The organism is Cellulomonas endophytica (assembly GCF_004123805.1).
GTDB lineage: Bacteria > Actinomycetota > Actinomycetes > Actinomycetales > Cellulomonadaceae > Cellulomonas > Cellulomonas endophytica.
Map to the genome: position 1 here is coordinate 155,319 of NZ_RWJX01000001.1, position 13,184 is coordinate 168,502.

Genomic DNA, 13,184 nt, shown 5'->3' on the forward strand with positions numbered 1-13,184 from the left:
TCCCCGACGAGAGGCCCACCATGCGCCTGCGACACGCCCCCGGGGCGGCCCTGGCCGCCCTCGCCCTGCTGGCCACCACCGCGTGCGGCGGCGGTGACGAGCCCGCCGGGGACGCACCCGGCGGTGCGGCCGACGACGCCGCGGAGGCCCGCACCCCGGGCGAGGGGGCCGACCTGCTCGCCTACGTCGGCACCGCCGAGGACCCGGACGCCTTCGAGATCGCGGTCGTCGACGCCTCCGGCGAGCGTGTCGAGACGCTGCCCGCCGGGGACTACACGATCGAGGTCGACGACCCGTCGACGATCCACAACTGGCACCTCACGGGCGGTTCCGTCGACGAGACGACGACGGTGGACGGCACCGGGACGACCATGGTCGAGGTGACGCTCGAGCCCGGCGAGTACACCTACACGTGCGACCCGCACCCCAACATGACGGGCGCCTTCACCGTCGAGGACGCGTAGTCCCGCCGCGCCGGACCCCCACGAGCGCGACGAGCGCGAGGAGCGCACCGGCGCCCGCCGAGACGGCGGCGACGACCTTGTCGGCGTACCAGACCGGCTCGTAGAGGACCGGGAACGGCCCGACCGCCGGGATCCGGACGAGGACGCTCAGCACGAGCGCGACGAACGAGGCGAGCGCGACGGCGCCGAGGAGCAGCCAGGTCGTGCGCCCGCCCCGGACGAGGACGGCGAGGGCCACGAGGGCGGCGACGACGCCCTGCGCGACGAACAGCCCGCTGAGCGTCACGCCGCTCCCCGTGGTCAGCGGCGGCCGCTCGAGACCGATCCGCAGGTGCACCCAGGCCGAGACGCCGAGCGCGAGCGCGGCGAGCAGCCGCAGGATCAGCCCGGTGCGGGCCCCGCGGCGGGGTGCGGGGGTGGGGGCGGAGGCGCTCACGGGTCCTCCCCCTCAGCCGACGCGGTGCAGCCAGCGCACGGGCGCGCCGGCGCCGGCGTAGCGGAAGGGCTCCAGCTCGTCGTCCCACGCCTGGCCGAGGGCGAGGTCGAGCTCCGCGCGGAGCCGGACGGGGTCCGCCGCGTGCTCGAGCGCGGACCGGACGCGGTCCTCGGGGACGACGACGTTGCCGTGGACGTCCGTCGCGGCGTGGAAGATCCCGAGCTCGGGGGTGTGGCTCCAGCGCGAGCCGTCCGAGCCCGGCGCCGCCTCCTCCGTCACCTCGTACCGCAGGTGCGCCCAGCCGCGCAGGGCCGACGTCAGCCGTGCCCCCGTGCCCTGGGGGCCCTGCCACGACAGCTCGCTGCGGTGCAGCCCCGGCCCGGCCGGCTGCGGCGTCCACTCGAGCGTGACGCGCGTGCCCAGCACGTTGCCCGCCGCCCACTCGACGTGGGGGCACAGCGCACGGGGCGCGGAGTGCACGAAAAGGACACCGCGGGTGGTGGCACCGGCCATGCCGTCCTCCTGTTCGGGTTCGAGGGGCGTCTTCCCCAACGACCTCGGGCCCGTGGCGGACGTGCGTGGTGCGGCGTGCGTGTCCCTGCGGTGCGGACGGGGCCAGCATGCCCGACGGGGGGCGCCCTGCGCCACCCGCCGCGCGGCCGGGCTGCCGCCTCTCGCTAGAGCTGCTCGCGCAGGGCCCGCATCGCCTTCTTGCGGACGGAGCGCTCGAGGCGGTCGAGGTAGAGCATCCCGTCGAGGTGGTCGACCTCGTGCTGCAGGCAGCGCGCCATGAGCTCCGTGCCCTCCACGACGACCTTCTTCCCGTCGAGGTCCGTGCCGACGACCCGCGCGTACCAGGCGCGGTGCGTGGGGTACCACAGGCCGGGCACCGAGAGGCAGCCCTCCTCGCCGTCCTGGTACTCGTCCTCGCTGACCTCGACGAGCTCGGGGTTGAGGACGTAGCCGACCTCGTCGTCGATGTTCCAGGAGAACGCCCGCAGGCCCACGCCGATCTGGTTGGCGGCCAGGCCGGCCCGACCCTCGGTGTCGACCGTCTCGAGCAGGTCCTCGACGAGGCCGCGCACCCGGTCGTCCACCTCGGTGATCGGCGCGCACGGGGTGCGCAGGACGGGGTCTCCGACGACGCGGATCTCACGCATGGCCATGGTCCGATCCTCCCATGCCTGCCGGGCACGCCCGACGCCGGCCGGGGGTCGGCACAGGGCCCGCCGCGTGCGGAGCCGGGGGCACGTACGCCGGACGCCGGCGGCGACAGGGGGGAGTCACCACCGGCGTCCGGGGTCGTGGGCGGCGCCGCCGAGGGGGCGCCGCGGGTGCAGGTCCGGCGTCAGTCCTGGGGCGCGACCTGCTGCGGCACGCCCGCGAGCAGCTGACGGATCTCCGCCTCGTGGAAGCGGCGGTGGCCGCCGAGCGTGCGGACGGCCGAGATCTTGCCGGCCTGCGCCCAGCGCGTGACCGTCTTCGGGTCCACGCGGAAGAGGACGGCGACCTCGCCCGGCGTCAGCAGCGCGCCCTGGGCGGCCTGCAGGTCGGACACGGGGGACGTGGCGATGCTCATGTGGTGCTCCTGTCGTTCGGTAGCTCGGCTGACCCTGCGGGTCCCGTGGCTTTGCGTCCCCGCCTCTCGGCGGGTTTGCCCTTCTCGCTGACCCCGCAAGTGTGCATCAACCCGACATCCGTGGCAACAGTCCTGGGCCGCGGAAGCGTCGCGAGGAGGACGCGGGGTGCTCCGGACGGGTGACGTCCGGGGGCCGCCACGACCCGCGCGGCGGCCGGCGGGCGGCCGCGCCGGCCGTCCTCGTGCTGGTGGGCGGCGCGGGATGCGGCCGGCGCCCGACGGTCACCCGGTCGGCCGCCCGACCGGGGCGCCCGGAGGCCCGGGTGGGCTCAACCGGGCACGGCGGACGGTCGATGGAGGTGATACCGGCAGCCCCGCCCCCGGGGCCGCCGGACCCCCACCGCACCACAGGAGGGACGAGCACCGTGGCCACCGTCTCCGTCGGCGAGCACGCCGGCGCCGCCCGCCCGCACACCGGCAGCACCCGGTCGCACGCCGTCACCGCGCGCCCGCACACGGGCCCGGCCCGACCGGCCGCAGGTGCCGCCCGCCCGGCCGACCCCGCCGGCGCGTCCCTGGAGTGGGGCGTGCTCCACGAGGCCGTCGACGCCGCCACGGGCGCGGTGCACGTCGAGGCCCGCTGGGGCCTGCCCGACGCCGCCTGCGCCGCCGCCCTCGCGGCCCGCGTCGACGCCGGGGAGTTCTCCGAGACCGGGTCCGTCGTCCACCGCAACGCCCACGTCGTCCACCGCTGGGTCGGCGCGGTCGAGCTGGGCGTGGAGCCGCGGCCCGCACCCCCGGCCTGGGACCTCGTCGAGTCGCTCGTGCTCCAGCTCGCGCGCGCCACGGGCCGGCCCGAGGCGGCCGTCCGCCTCGGCATGGGTCTCCCGCTCCCCCACCGGGTCTGACGCCCCCGCCCCACCGGACTGTGCCCGCCGGCCACCTCCCGAGCCCGTCGGGACTCACCCGGGCGGGTGGTCGGGCGCAATGCCCGTGACCGGGGCGGACCGCCGCCGCAGGATGGGCGCCATGACGCGCCAGCACCTGTCCGACCGCCTGGTCAGCTGGGCCTCCGTCCTCGAGCCCGCCACCCGGGACCAGGCCGTCCGCACCTCCCGCATGCCCTTCGTCTTCCCGCACCTCGCCCTCATGCCCGACGCCCACCTGGGCAAGGGCGCGACGGTCGGGTCGGTCATCCCCACGCTCGGCGCGATCATCCCCGCCGCCGTGGGCGTCGACATCGGCTGCGGCATGATCGCCGTCCGGACGCAGTGGGACGAGGCGCAGGTCCGTGCCGCGGGGTCGCTGACGCGGCTGCGGGAGGGCGTCGAGGCCGCCGTCCCCGTGTCCGCCGGGGGCTACAACCGGTCCCTCACCGGCACGGCGGCCGCGCGCGTGGCGACGCTCGAGGCCTCCGCCGCCGCGGCCGGCTTCGACCCCGCGTCCTACGCCGGCAACTGGCGCCTGCAGCTCGGCTCCCTGGGCTCCGGCAACCACTTCATCGAGGTGACGGCCGACGAGACCGGTGCCGTCTGGCTCTTCCTGCACTCGGGCTCCCGGGGCGTGGGCAACAGGATCGCGCAGCACCACATCGCCGTCGCCGCCCGGCTGTGCCGGCAGTGGTGGATCGACCTGCCCGACCCCGACCTGGCCTACCTCGTCGAGGGGACGGACGAGTTCTGGGCGTACGTCCGCGAGCTGCGCTGGGCGCAGGACTTCGCCCTGGCCAACCGCGAGGAGATGATGGACCGGGTCGTCGACGTCGTCGCCGCGCACATGGGCGAGCCCGTGCGCGAGCTCGAGCGCATCAACTGCCACCACAACTTCACGGAGCAGGAGAAGCACTTCGGCAAGACGGTGTGGGTCTCCCGCAAGGGCGCCATCCGCGCCCGGGCGGGCGAGCCCGGCCTCGTGCCGGGGTCGATGGGCACGGCGTCCTACGTCGTGGTCGGCCGGGGCGACCGGCTCTCGCTCGAGTCGAGCCCGCACGGCGCCGGCCGCACCCACTCGCGGTCCGCGGCCCGCCGGCTGTTCACGCACGCCCAGCTCCGGGAGGCGATGGCCGGCATCGAGTACCGGGACGCGGACGCGTTCCTCGACGAGATCCCCGCGGCCTACAAGGACATCGACCAGGTGATGGCCGATGCGGCGGACCTCGTCGAGGTGCGCCACACGCTGCACCAGCTCGTCAACGTCAAGGGCGACTGAGGCGTCGGTCGCGGGCGGGCAGGGGACGCCGCCTGCTCGCCCGCGGCCGTGCGGGACCACTCCTCCGGGGCTCTCCGCCAGCACCACAGCCCCCCGCCACCGGCGTCACGCCGGCGGCGAGGGCGCCACGTCTCGCCTCAGTAGCGGTGGGAGTCGCAGGCGCGACGGTCGTTGTCGCCGTCGAGTCGCGCCACGTCTCCGTAGTAGGGGTAGTAGGTCATGAACCAGGCCTGCGCTTCGGCCTGCGAGCGGAAGCTGTCGCAGTTCTTGACGTCGCCAGGGTTCGGCGGGCGGGAGGGCCCCGGGTTGCTCGGCGGGGGCGTGGGGTTGCTGGGCGGCGGCGTGACCGGGTCCGTCCCGATGAGCCGCGGCGCCGGGGAGCCGGCTGCGGCCCACTCCGCCGCCGTGATCGTCCGGTTCATGGTGGGCCCGGCGTACCAGATGGCGGAGGTCCCCCCGTACCGGTAGAAGTCGTCACCGGCGAACCGCTGCACGGCGAGCGGTGCGGGGAACAGCTCGGCTGCCCACTCCGCGTAGGAGGTGGGGCGACCCTGGCCCCGGGACACGTCGGACATCACGGCCATCTCGCCGGACCAGGAGAGCTTGGCGAAACCGCGGCCCACGAGCTCCTGGTAGGGACGGAAACCGGAGGCCGCCCACTCGTCGTAGGACAGCTTGTGGCGCGAGCCGTCCTCGCCGATGACGTACAGCTCGTCGGAGGTGCCCCACGAGTAGAGGTACGACCCTGCGATCCAGCCGGAGGTGCGGGGTGCCGGGGAGCCGGCGGTGCGCCACTCGTCGTACGTCACGCGGGTCCAGAGCCACCTCGACTCCCCGCCCGGCCAGAAGGTGACGGCGTAGACGGTCGGCGACCACGGGTACGTCACGAAGTCCGTCGGCGAGGGGGTCGGCTGCTGCCGGCCGTAGACGTCGTCCCACCGCTCGAACGACAGCGGCACCGGCGACACCGACCCGTCGGCCTCGGTCACGAGCTCGAAGATCGTGCTCGTGTAGACGATCTTGACCAGCGGCCACCGCGGCTGCTGCGGCTGCTGCGGCTGCTGCGGCACGGTCGGCTCGAGGGCGACCGCGGCGCGGTCGACGTCCACCGCGACGTCGTCGCACTCCTTCGCCAGCCAGACGGCGATCCGGGACTTCTCGTCGGCATCCATGGTCAGCTGCCATCGCCACTTCACGGCCACCCAGTCGACGAGGAACTGGCAGGCCGCCTCCGCGCCCGCGGGAGGGAGCCACTGCCGCGGCTCCTGGTCGCCCTTGGAGCGGTCGACGTCGACCGTGACCGCGACGAGGGAGCCGTCGAAGCCGAGGTCGTTCGCGAACGCGCGCCGCGTCGACGCCGTCCAGGCGCCGGCACCCGAGGCCCACGCCTCGGCGAGGGCGACGGTGTGGTCGACGTCGACGTCGGAGGCGCTCGTCCGCTCGGCGCCGTCGTACGACGAGTACCACCGGCCGCTGCCGACGGTGCAGCCGGACGAGAACGAGACGTCGACCAGGGACTCGGCCTGCAGGACCTCGGAGCGGGTGTCGCACCCGTCGCCGTCGTCGTCGACCCAGTGCGCGAAGAGGTCGCGGTCGTACCCGCTCGTCACCTCGTCGGCGACCGGGATCTCGGCGATCAGGTCCCGGACGAGGCGGTCGGCGGCCGAGGCGGGAGCCGCCGGCAGGACGAGGGAGGCGAGGACGGCGCCGACGACGGCGCTCCCCGTCAGGCGACGACGCATGAGGGCTCCTGGTGACGAGAGGTCTCCCGCACCGTAGGTCCGCGCGGGACGGAGCGGTGTCCGATTCGTCGGGTGAAGTCCGGGGCGCGGGGACGGCTCGTCCTCGGGAGCAGGGCGCCCGGGCTCGCGCGTCGCCGCGCCCCGACCGGTCACGGGACGTCAGGCATCAGGCGGAGCACGACATCCGCACGGGTGGGGCAGGTGGGGCTTGAACCCACGACCCACGGATTATGAGTCCGCTGCTCTGACCGGCTGAGCTACTGCCCCCGCGCCGGGCACTGTACCGGGCGGCGCCCCGCGGCCACCCGGTGGCCGGGTGCTCCACGGGCCGCGGCCGGCGCCGCCTCACGTCCTGCCCGCGACGGCCGATGAGGACGAGGGACGAGCACGAGTCATGGACGACGACCTCTGGAGCCCCGATGCGCGACCCCGGCACGACCACCACCGACGGCCTGCCGCGCCGGCCCTTCGCCGACCGCTCCGTCCGCGCGAAGATCCTCAGCCTCGTCGCGCTGTTCTGCGTCTCGGGCGTCGCCCTCGGCGCGCTCGGCGTGTGGGCGCTGGGCCGCGTCGCCGCGGACGGGGTCGCCATCGCCGAGATCCAGACGGACCTCGTCGCGCCGCTGAGCACGGTCCACCAGGACCAGCTGAAGTCCCGCATGATCGTCGCGCAGCTCGCGGCCGTCGGCAGCGCCGAGGGGCGTGAGCACTGGACGCAGGAGCTGGCCGACAACGACGCCGAGCTCGACGGCGCCCTCGAGGCGTTCGAGGCCGCGGGCGGGACGGTCGTCCCGCACTACGAGGAGTTCCTCGACGCGTTCGGCGCCTGGCGCGCGGCCCGCGACGAGGTCCTCGTCCCCGCCGCGGTCTCCGGCGACGCCATCGAGTACGAGCGCGTCCTCACCGACGTGACGGAGCCGCTCAAGGGCACCTACGTCGACGCCCTCGACCTCATGGCCGAGAACGTCGACGCGTACGTCGCCGGCGTGGCCGCGGACGCCTCCTCGCAGGCCGACACGGTCCGGGTCGCGATCGTCGTGGGCGTCCTCGTGGCGCTCGTCGCGATCGGCACCGTCGGCCTCGCGGTCACCCGCTCCCTGCGCCGCTCCGTCGCCTCCGCCGAGCACGCCCTGGACGCCATGGCGACGGGCGACCTCACCGTCGCCGCCGAGGTCCACTCGCGCGACGAGCTCGGCCGCATGTCGGCCTCGCTCAACCGCGTCCGCGAGCAGCTCGGCGGCACGCTCGCCGGCGTCACGGAGGCGGCGGGCGCCGTCTCCTCCGCCACGGGCAGCCTCGGCGGCGCCTCGCAGCGACTCGCCGGCACGGCCCAGAGCACGTCGGAGCAGGCCGCCCAGCTGGCCGAGGCCGCCGAGGAGGTCTCCCGCAACGTGGGTGTCGTCGCCGCCGGTGCGGAGCAGATGGGCGCCAGCATCCGCGAGATCGCCGAGAACGCCTCCGCCGCTGCCCGGGTCGCCGACCAGGCCACGCAGGTCGCGTCCGCGACGAACGACCAGGTCTCGCGCCTCGGCGTCTCGAGCCAGGAGATCGGCGAGGTGGTCCGCACCATCACGCAGATCGCCGAGCAGACGAACCTGCTGGCGCTCAACGCCACCATCGAGGCCGCGCGCGCCGGGGAGGCCGGCAAGGGCTTCGCGGTCGTCGCCGGCGAGGTCAAGGAGCTCGCGGGCCAGACGGCCAAGGCCACGGAGGACATCGCCCGCCGGGTCGACGCCATCCAGGCCGACACCGCGGGCGCCGTGAGCGCCATCGGCCAGATCAGCCAGATCATCGCCTCGATCAACGACTACCAGATGACGATCGCCTCCGCGGTCGAGGAGCAGACGGCCACCACCACGGAGATGTCGCGCAGCGTCGCCGAGGCGGCCGGCCGCTCCAGCGAGATCGCGACGACGATCCAGGGCGTCGCCCACGCCGCCGAGGGCTCCGCGCAGGTCGCCGACGAGGTCGGCACCTCCGTGCAAGACCTCGGCCGCATGTCGGGCGAGCTGCACGCCCGCACGGAGGCCTTCACCTTCTGACCCCGGTCGTCTGCACCGCCACCTGTGCGTACCGCCGCCCGGTGCCCCCTCGCGGGCACCGGGCGGCGGCACGTCCCGCACTAGCGTGGGGGACGTGCCCCTGCGTCGGGCCGGGCGGCCGCCCGGCGAGGTCCTCGCCCTGCTCCCGCGGGGCGACCGTGCCCTCGACGCCGTCGTGCTCGCGGACGGGCGCTGGGCCGTCGTCGCCCGCACGGTGCTCCTCGTCGCCGGGGCGGACGGGGCCGGGGGCGTGGCGCGCCCCTGGACCGACGTCGACCGCGGCTCGCTGGACCCGGAGGCGGGCGGGCTCACCGTGCACTGGGTCGACGGCACACGGACCGCCCTCCCCCTCGTCGACTCCGGCGCCGCGGCGCGCTGGGCCCGGTCGTTCCGCGAGCGCGTGCAGCAGTCCGTCGTGCGCTCCCTGCCGGTGACGGGGCTGCCCGGACGGCCCGCGACGCCGCCGCGCGTGGCCCTGCGGCGTGCGGCCGACGGGACGCTCTTCACCCAGCTCCTCGGCGACGCCCGCGTGGACCTCGCCGACCCGGCGACCCTGGCGGCGGTGGTCGCCGTCGAGGACGAGCTGCGCAGCAGCGCCGGCCTGCCCCGCTGACGGCCGAGGTCGTCCGCCTCCTCGGCGACACGGGCCGCCACCTGCAGGTTCACCCGAACGAGGTCGCACCGACGCCCGGAGGCGCCCGCGTCGCGGACGGCTCCTTCGGCACGATGGTCCGATGCCGCCGCACGACCCCGCCCCCGCGCCACCGCGCGCGGGCACCCGGACCCCGGCACGGGTGCCGGCCGGCCTCCGGTCCCGGGTGCCGGCGCTCACCGCCGCCCTCGTGCCGCGGGACGTCACGACCGCCGCACGCACGCTCGTCCTCATCGTCGCGCTCGGCGTCGTCGCGAACGTCGGGTGGGAGCTGTGGGCGATCGCGACGGGGCGCCCGGGCAGCGGCGCCGGCAGCCTGGCCGGGACGGCGGCGTCCAGCCTGGCGGTGCTGGCCGGGGCGCTCGCGCTGAGCCGGTACCGCGCCCGCGTCCCCTGGCCGGTGTGGCCCCTGGCCGCGCTCGTCCTCCTCGTCGGCGCGACCGGCGTCTCCGTGGCGGCGGGCGACCACTCGGCCGCCGGGCAGGTCGGCCTCGTCTACCCGGTGGTCTACGCCGCCTCGCAGTTCCACCGCGGGTTCGCGTGGACGGTGACGGGGCTGGCGGTGGCGGCCGAGGCCGTGCTGCTCGCCCTCACGGGTCCGCACCCGGGCGCGGTGCCCGACCTCCTCGTCGTGGGGTGCGCCCTACCGATGCTCGCCGCGGTCCTCGTCACCCTGACGGCCGCGCACGACCGCCTCGTCGCGCGGCTGCACGCCCGCGCCGACTCCGACCCGCTCACCGGGCTGGCGACCCGCCGCCACCTCGAGGAGAGCGCGCTGCGGCTCCTCGACCCGTCGTCCCACCGGCGCGGCGGGCGGCGGCGCGGCGACGCCGGGGTCGGCCTCGTGCTGCTCGACCTCGACCGCTTCAAGGAGCTCAACGACACGCGCGGCCACCCGGCCGGGGACGCGGCGCTGGTGGCGCTCGCGCGCGTCGTCCGGGCGGTGTGCGACGAGGGCGACCTGCTCGCCCGGCTCGGCGGCGACGAGCTCGCGGTGCTCGTCCCCGGGCCGCCCGAGGTCGCCGCCCGCCGCGCCCGGGCCCTGCACGCCGCCGTGCGCGCCGAGCGCCTGCCGGGCGCGCACGGCCTGCCGCTGACCCTCAGCGCCGGGGTCGCGCACGGCACGCCCGGCACCACCACCTACGACAGGCTCTACGCCGACGCCGACGCCGCGCTGTACGCCGCGAAGGCGGCCGGGCGGGACGCGGTCGTCGTCGGGCCGGCCCGGGGCGCGTCACCCCGATGAGTTCCGCCCCCGGGGGCGGTCGGTCGTCGTCAGGTGCGGGCCGCACCGCCGACCCGGCCTGCCGAGGGGGGAGCCGTGATCCGAGCACGAGGACTGGTCCAGACGTTCAGCACCCGTCAGGGCCGCACGAAGGCGGAGGTGCGCGCCGTCGACGGCGTGGACCTCGACGTGGAGGAGGGCGAGGTCGTCGGGTTCCTGGGCCCGAACGGGGCCGGCAAGACGACGACGCTGCGCATCCTCACCACCCTGCTGCGGCCGACGGCCGGCACCGCGACCGTCGCGGGGTACGACGTGGCGACGCAGCCCCAGGACGTGCGCCGAAGCATCGGCTACGTCTCGCAGGCGGGCGGCGCGTTCTCCGGCGCGCGCGCGGGCGACGAGGTCGTCGACCACGGGATGCTCTACGGGCTGCCCCGGTCCGTCGTCGAGAAGCGCGGCAAGGAGCTCTTCGAGCAGCTCGACCTGCCGGGGCTGTGGACGCGCATGCCGCGCAACATGTCGGGCGGTCAGAAGCGCCGGCTCGACATCGTCATGGGCATCGTGCACGACCCCACGCTCGTCTTCCTCGACGAGCCGACGACCGGCCTGGACCCGCAGGCCCGGGCCAACCTCTGGGAGCACATCCGCGCCCTGCGCGAGCGGCGCGGCGCGACGGTGCTGCTCACGACGCACTACCTCGACGAGGCCGACGCCCTCTCCGACCGCATCGTCATCATCGACCACGGCCGCATCGTCGCCTCGGACACGGCCGACAACCTCAAGGCGCAGGTCGCGGGAGACCTCGTCGACCTCGAGGTGGCCGACCCGCTGCGCCTGGCGGACGCGGCCGAGCGCCTCGTGCGCCTCGTCGACGACGAGCGCTCCGTGGAGGTGGTCGACGGGCACGTCCGCGCCCGCGTGCCCCGCGCGGGGCGGGCCGTCCCGGGGCTCCTGCGCGAGCTCGAGGCCAGCGGCATCACGCTGGAGTCCGTCGAGGTCCGGCGGCCGACGCTCGACGACGTCTTCCTCGCGCTCACGGGCCGGTCCCTGCGCGACGCGGACCACGCGCCCGGCCCCGACGGCGCCGCCGCGCCGCCCGTCCCCGCCGGCACGCCGACCGGCACGCCCACGACGACCGAGGGGGCCCTGCGATGAGCGGGTTCCTGCGCGACAGCAGCATCGTGTTCCGCCGCCAGCTCCGGATGAACCTGCGCAACCCGGCGTGGGTCATCATCGGGATGCTGCAGCCCATCCTCTACCTGCTGCTGTTCGGCCCGCTGCTGGAGCCGCTCATCGGCCAGTTCGGCGCGACGAACGCCTACACGTTCTTCGTCCCCGGCATGCTCGTGCAGCTCGGGGTGTTCGGCGCCTTCTTCGCCGGCTTCAGCCTCATCGGGGAGTGGCGCGAGGGCGTCATCGAGGCCGAGCGCGTGACGCCCGCGAGCCGCACCGCGCTGCTGGCCGGGCGCCTCTACCGCGACCTGCTGCAGCTCTTCGTGCAGGCGCTCATCCTCATCGGGCTGGGCGACCTGCTCGGCATGGACGCCTCGCCGATCGGCCTCGTCCTGGGTGTGCTGCTCACGCTCCTGCTGGGCGGTGCCTGCGCCGCCGCCTCCAACGCCCTCGCCCTCACGACGAAGAGCGAGGACGTCATGGCCCCGGTCATCAACATGGTCATGCTCCCGGTGCTGCTGCTGTCCGGGATCCTGCTGCCCATGGCGATCGGGCCGGCGTGGCTGGAGCGCGCGAGCGACTTCATGCCGATCCGGCACGTCGTCGACGGCGTGCGCGCGTCCTTCGCCGGGGACCTGGCGTCCTCGGGCCTGCTGTGGGGCGGGCTCTGGTCCGTCGTGCTCTTCGCCCTGGCGCTCTGGTGGGGCACCGCGACGTTCCGCCGCGAGAACGCCTGAGGGCTCGGCGGGCCACCGCGACGGTGGCCCGCCGGTCGCCGAACGGCGTCCTCGGGGTCCCGGCTGCCGGCTCCGGTCGGCGCGCGGGCGGAAGCCCGCTGCTGCGGCTCAGCCGTCGGTCTCCGCCGGCGGACCGGGCGGCAGCGGCGAACCCACCCGCAGGAGGTTCCCGCTCGGGTCGACGACGGCCATCTCGCGCATGCCGTAGGCCTGGTCGCGCGGTGGCACGAGACGGGCGCCCGCCGCGCGCTGCTCCGCGGTGAGGGCGGGCCAGCCGGCGCTCCAGAGCGCGTGGAGGGCGTCGACGTCCTCCACGTAGGCGTAGCAGGAGGACGCCGTGCGGAGGGGGTCGACCGACGGGTCGGCGACGAGGTGGAGCTCCACGCCGCCGCGACCCAGGAGCAGGTAGTCCCACTCCTCCGGCGGGGCCCCGCGGTTCTCGAACCCCAGCGCCCGGTAGAACGCCAGCGACTCGCGCAGGTCGCGGCTCGGCAGGATCGGGACGGCGCGCTCGGCCATGCTCGACGCTACCGCCGCCCGGGGGGGCCTCCGCACGCGGCGGCGGCAGCCGGAGGTGGTTGACTCGGTGCGCGCCGGCGTCGGCGCCCGCCGGGCGAGGACGCCTGCGCCTCGGACGGCCGCCGGGAGATGCGGCGTCGGCGTCCGCGAGGAGCGGTGGGGGCCCCGGAGAGGGGCCGAGGACGTCGGTCTGCTGCTGCACGAGGAGAGACGATGGCGTCAGGACGCACGAGGGGCCCGCACCGCGCGCCGCTGCTGCAGCCGGTGCTGGTCGTCTCGCCCGCGACGGCGCCGGGTCACGTCGACGGGCCGTCGGCGTGTCACGACGCGCCGGTCCGCGCCCTCGCCTTCGACCCCTCCGGCACACGCCTGGCCACCGCCGGCGAGGACCGCTCCGCACGCCTGTG

The 13,184-nt window shown here is 75.9% G+C and carries 15 protein-coding genes, 1 tRNA gene and 1 riboswitch; of the genes, 9 read left to right on the forward strand and 7 right to left on the reverse strand.

Annotation, left to right across the window (positions count from 1 at the left end; translation table 11 throughout):
* Positions 1-20: 20 nt before the first annotated feature.
* Complete coding sequence (locus tag EJA20_RS00640; protein WP_129336233.1) at positions 21-464, forward strand: cupredoxin domain-containing protein; 444 nt, start codon at positions 21-23, stop codon at positions 462-464.
* On the opposite strand, the gene EJA20_RS00645 is transcribed toward EJA20_RS00640, so the two are convergent.
* The 4 genes from EJA20_RS00645 to EJA20_RS00660 form a co-directional block, all read right to left on the reverse strand.
* The gene (locus EJA20_RS00645; protein WP_129336234.1) at positions 445-900 is read right to left on the reverse strand and encodes a hypothetical protein; all 456 of its coding nucleotides are present in this window, start codon (positions 898-900) and stop codon (positions 445-447) included. The genes EJA20_RS00640 and EJA20_RS00645 overlap by 20 nt on opposite strands.
* A gap of 12 nt (positions 901-912) precedes the next feature.
* Positions 913-1,413, reverse strand: coding sequence for a DUF3145 domain-containing protein (locus EJA20_RS00650; RefSeq protein ID WP_129336235.1), 501 nt, complete (start codon positions 1,411-1,413; stop codon positions 913-915).
* 164 nt (positions 1,414-1,577) lie between these two features.
* Complete coding sequence (gene def, locus EJA20_RS00655; protein WP_129336236.1) at positions 1,578-2,066, reverse strand: peptide deformylase; 489 nt, start codon at positions 2,064-2,066, stop codon at positions 1,578-1,580.
* Between the two features lie 182 nt (positions 2,067-2,248).
* A complete protein-coding gene (locus EJA20_RS00660; RefSeq protein ID WP_129336237.1) occupies positions 2,249-2,479 on the reverse strand; it encodes a BldC family transcriptional regulator in 231 nt (76 codons plus the stop codon).
* 15 nt (positions 2,480-2,494) lie between these two features.
* Positions 2,495-2,569: riboswitch (cyclic di-GMP riboswitch) on the reverse strand.
* 335 nt (positions 2,570-2,904) lie between these two features.
* Here EJA20_RS00660 and EJA20_RS00665 point away from each other — a divergent pair.
* Complete coding sequence (locus EJA20_RS00665) at positions 2,905-3,387, forward strand: hypothetical protein (protein WP_129336238.1); 483 nt, start codon at positions 2,905-2,907, stop codon at positions 3,385-3,387.
* Between the two features lie 121 nt (positions 3,388-3,508).
* Positions 3,509-4,687, forward strand: a complete 1,179-nt coding sequence (locus tag EJA20_RS00670) for an RtcB family protein (RefSeq protein WP_129336239.1) — start codon at positions 3,509-3,511, stop codon at positions 4,685-4,687.
* Positions 4,688-4,824: 137 nt separating this feature from the next.
* Here the strand turns inward: EJA20_RS00670 and EJA20_RS19230 are convergent, their stop codons facing one another.
* Positions 4,825-6,429 (reverse strand): excalibur calcium-binding domain-containing protein, encoded by a 1,605-nt coding sequence (locus EJA20_RS19230; protein ID WP_240674831.1) that lies wholly within the window; start codon positions 6,427-6,429, stop codon positions 4,825-4,827.
* Between the two features lie 193 nt (positions 6,430-6,622).
* Positions 6,623-6,696, reverse strand: a tRNA-Ile gene (locus EJA20_RS00685).
* 101 nt (positions 6,697-6,797) lie between these two features.
* Here EJA20_RS00685 and EJA20_RS00690 point away from each other — a divergent pair.
* The 5 genes from EJA20_RS00690 (at position 6,798) to EJA20_RS00710 (ending at position 12,258) form a co-directional block, all read left to right on the forward strand.
* Positions 6,798-8,471, forward strand: coding sequence for a methyl-accepting chemotaxis protein (locus EJA20_RS00690; RefSeq protein ID WP_240674833.1), 1,674 nt, complete (start codon positions 6,798-6,800; stop codon positions 8,469-8,471).
* Between the two features lie 94 nt (positions 8,472-8,565).
* Positions 8,566-9,084, forward strand: a complete 519-nt coding sequence (locus tag EJA20_RS00695) for a hypothetical protein (protein WP_129336240.1) — start codon at positions 8,566-8,568, stop codon at positions 9,082-9,084.
* A 121-nt stretch (positions 9,085-9,205) separates the two neighbouring features.
* A complete protein-coding gene (locus EJA20_RS00700) occupies positions 9,206-10,369 on the forward strand; it encodes a GGDEF domain-containing protein (protein ID WP_129336241.1) in 1,164 nt (387 codons plus the stop codon).
* 75 nt (positions 10,370-10,444) lie between these two features.
* Complete coding sequence (locus EJA20_RS00705; RefSeq protein ID WP_129336242.1) at positions 10,445-11,503, forward strand: ATP-binding cassette domain-containing protein; 1,059 nt, start codon at positions 10,445-10,447, stop codon at positions 11,501-11,503.
* Positions 11,500-12,258: an ABC transporter permease gene (locus tag EJA20_RS00710; protein ID WP_129336243.1), complete on the forward strand. Its 759-nt coding sequence runs from the start codon at positions 11,500-11,502 to the stop codon at positions 12,256-12,258. The genes EJA20_RS00705 and EJA20_RS00710 overlap by 4 nt, the downstream gene beginning before the upstream one ends.
* Positions 12,259-12,366: 108 nt before the next feature.
* Here the strand turns inward: EJA20_RS00710 and EJA20_RS00715 are convergent, their stop codons facing one another.
* Complete coding sequence (locus EJA20_RS00715) at positions 12,367-12,777, reverse strand: bleomycin resistance protein (protein WP_129336244.1); 411 nt, start codon at positions 12,775-12,777, stop codon at positions 12,367-12,369.
* Between the two features lie 213 nt (positions 12,778-12,990).
* On the opposite strand from EJA20_RS00715, the gene EJA20_RS18970 reads away from it, so the two are divergent.
* A partial coding sequence (locus tag EJA20_RS18970) for a WD40 repeat domain-containing protein (protein ID WP_205687283.1) occupies positions 12,991-13,184 on the forward strand: 194 nt, incomplete at its 3' end.